At 65.7% G+C, this 2,224-nt stretch carries 2 protein-coding genes; both read right to left on the reverse strand.

Features of this window, described 5'->3' with window-relative positions; translation table 11 throughout:
* Positions 1-74: 74 nt before the first annotated feature.
* Entirely contained in the window at positions 75-890 is an 816-nt protein-coding gene (istB, locus tag ACWEKR_RS35500) for an IS21-like element helper ATPase IstB (RefSeq protein WP_449941582.1), read from the reverse strand.
* Complete coding sequence (gene istA, locus ACWEKR_RS35505; RefSeq protein ID WP_452358232.1) at positions 890-2,125, reverse strand: IS21 family transposase; 1,236 nt, start codon at positions 2,123-2,125, stop codon at positions 890-892. Before istA ends, istB begins: the two co-directional genes overlap by 1 nt.
* Positions 2,126-2,224: the final 99 nt, after the last annotated feature.

Consider the following 2,224-nt stretch of genomic DNA (forward strand, 5'->3'; position numbering starts at 1 on the left):
TGTCAACGGAACGCCAATCCGGACCATCTGACGGCAGTTCAATCTGGACCACCTGGCCGGTTGGATTGGTGGTTTCAGTCTTCAGTTGTGCCGGCGGTGGGGACGCGGCCGAGGTCGCGGTCCTTGAGCCGGTAGCTGTCGCCTTTCAATGCGATGACCTCGGCGTGGTGGACGAGGCGGTCGATCATGGCTGCGGCGACGACGTCGTCGCCGAAGACCTCGCCCCACCGGCCGAAGACTTTGTTGCTGGTCACGATCAGCGAGGCCCGTTCGTAGCGGGACGAGACGAGCTGGAAGAACAGGTTCGCTGCCTCGTTCTCGAACGGGATGTAGCCGACCTCGTCGACCACGAGCAGCGGGTAGCGACCGAGCTTGGTCAGCTCGGCCTGCAAGCGGCCGGTGTGGTGGGCTTCGGCGAGGCGGGACACCCATTCGGCGGCGGTGGCGAACGCGACTCGGTGTCCGGCCTGGCAGGCTCGGATCGCCAGTCCGATCGCGAGGTGGGTTTTGCCTGTTCCGGGTGGTCCCAGGAACACCACATTCTCTTTCGCGGTGACGAAATCCAGGGTGCCCAGGTGCGCGATCGTGTCGCGTTTGAGGCCGCGGGCGTGACCGAAGTCGAACTCCTCGAGGGATTTTCGGTGAGGGAACCGGGCCGAGCGGATTCGTCCTTCACCGCCGTGGGATTCGCGGGCGGAGACCTCGCGTTGCAGGCAGGCGACGAGGAACTCCTCGTGGGTCCAGTTCTCGGCGCGGGCGCGTTCGGGCAGCCGTTGCGCGGCTTCGCGCAGCGACGGCGCCTTCAGCGCTCGGGTGAGGAAGCTCAGCTCCGCAGCGAAATCCCTGGTCGTGGTGGAAGTTTTCGGGGCGGTTCTGGTTCGGCCGGGCATCACGCCACCCCGCCTTCGATGCCGAGTGCGGTGTCGTAGTCGGTCAGGCAGCGTTGCTCGACCTCGGGTTCTGGTGCCGGGCGCACGATACCGATCCGGCCGCGCCGCAACGCTTTCGCCGCCTCGATATGGACGGGGTCGGATAGCGTTTGATGCCATGCCCAGATCCGTTCGTGATCGGCGACGACCCGACCACCGGAGAACACCCGGACCCGGTCCAGGTCTGCGACGATCTCGATCCGGCGACCGATCACCGCCGGATGCACCGAGTAGTCATTGGAATCCAACCGGACATAATGATCGCGCGGCAGCCGCGCTGACCGCCGCCACCCGGTCTCCGGCGCGATCGGCGGCAACGCCAGCATCGCTTGGCGGTCCGCGGTGATCCGATCGACGGGCGCGCAACCCAACGCGCGGCGGGGTCGATGGTTGACCAACTCCAGCCACTCGCCGAGCTGGGCGTTGAAGTCAGCAGGACTGCTGAACGACCGCCCGGGCAGAAACGACCGTTCCAGGTAGTCGTGGGCCCGTTCGATCATGCCTTTGGCCTCCGGATCGGCGGGTTTGCAGACGAGTACTTTCGCACCGAGGGTGCCTCGGAATGCTTGGCATTCGGTCGTGAGTTCGCTGCGGCCGGCCCGCCAGCGGCCGATCGCGCCTTCTCCGTCCCAGACCAGAACCCTCGGCACCGAGCCGAGCCGGTGGATATGGGCCCACCAACCAGCGAACAGGTCCTCGGCATGCCGCGACGGGATCAGCATCGCCATCAACCAGCGTGAATAACCCGCCACCATCGTCAGGACCGGTAACTGTTTCGGGCCCCGGACCTGCCCGGACCCGACCGGCAACTCGATCGGCGGGAACCAGAAATCACACTGAGCGACCTCACCGGCAACATAGGTCGTCCGCGACGCCGGATCCGGCGGCAGATACACCGGACGCAGCTCGGCGACCCGGCCAGACAACGTCCGGACCGACCGGGTCCAGCCGATTCGCTCCGCGATCACCGTCGACGGCATCGTCGGATACATCTTCAGCAGCTCCCGGATCTGCGGCTCGAACGCGTCCACGACCGATCCCTTCGCCGGACGCTCGTACTTCGGTGGCCGATCCGAGGCCAGGGCCCGCTTCACAGTGTTGCGGGATATGCCCATCATCCGAGCGATCGCCTGGATCGGAACACCCTCTGACCTGCTCAAACGACGAACCTCAGCCCAATCCTCCACAGCAAGCATCCCTTCGGTCCTCCCTGGCTCGGATATCAGCCAGGGTCACCGACCAGGTGGTCCATTTTGAGTTGCCGCGCAGTGATCAGTTTTCACGTTCCGCCGACA

Source organism: Nocardia sp. NPDC004573, from assembly GCF_053602135.1.

What these genes read in the sequence shown, in the direction of transcription:
- istB (WP_449941582.1), bottom strand. Translation starts at nt 890, where the DNA reads ATGCCCGGCCGAACCAGAACCGCCCCGAAAACTTCCACCACGACCAGG.
- istA (WP_452358232.1), bottom strand. Translation starts at nt 2,125, where the DNA reads ATGCTTGCTGTGGAGGATTGGGCTGAGGTTCGTCGTTTGAGCAGGTCA.